The sequence below is a fragment of the Phocaeicola sp. RTP21198st1_B8_RTP21198_201120 genome, from assembly GCF_040929485.1.
GTDB classification, from domain to species: Bacteria; Bacteroidota; Bacteroidia; order Bacteroidales; family Bacteroidaceae; genus Phocaeicola; species Phocaeicola dorei.
Map to the genome: position 1 here is coordinate 495 of NZ_JBCOCI010000156.1, position 644 is coordinate 1138.

Below are 644 nucleotides of genomic sequence, written 5' to 3' on the forward strand. Positions count from 1 at the left end.
CTTTTCCATTTGCCCTGGTTTTGGCGCATTTGTGGATAATTGAGATAATATTATTCTTGTATAATGCTCATTAGCTGGAGCATTTTTCTCAATCACAACAAGTTCTTCCTTTTCCTCTGTTGTTACTTTTTGTAAATCAAATTCAGTAAAACGTTCAACATCTTCTCCTAAAGCTTTTGTATATACACACCATTTATTTGCGAGCCAAACAGATGCTGTTTTCATACCCATTCCAAATTCATTTAAGCCGGTGTCATCCAATGGAATATGCGCAGGCTCAAAAGCCCTTTGATAGTTTACAGCATCAATACCTGCGGCATTGTCAGATATTAAAATTGTTCTATTCTCCCAATCAACAGAAATCTCAATGCGAAGTTTGTAATTAGATTCTAAATCAAATAATTCTGTTTTATGATTCAAGAAACTTTGCACTGCATTATCTACATACTCTCCCAATGTATTTGATACGGTATTGTTTAAATTTCGAAATGTACTATATACATTGGGTTTTAATGCAATTGACACCTTATTTATTTGTTTCATTTCCATCAAATAACAAATTTATTGCAATACGTTTTACAACTTCTACATTAACCGCATTTCCAAAAGCTTTAAATGCGCTGGCAATCGTATCAGGATATTCC

The 644-nt window shown here is 33.2% G+C and carries 1 protein-coding gene; it reads right to left on the minus strand.

What is annotated here, in order from left to right; genetic code table 11:
* Positions 1–543: ATP-binding protein (locus AB5935_RS23635; protein ID WP_368327637.1), on the minus strand; the 543-nt coding region annotated here is incomplete at its 3' end.
* Positions 544–644: the final 101 nt, after the last annotated feature.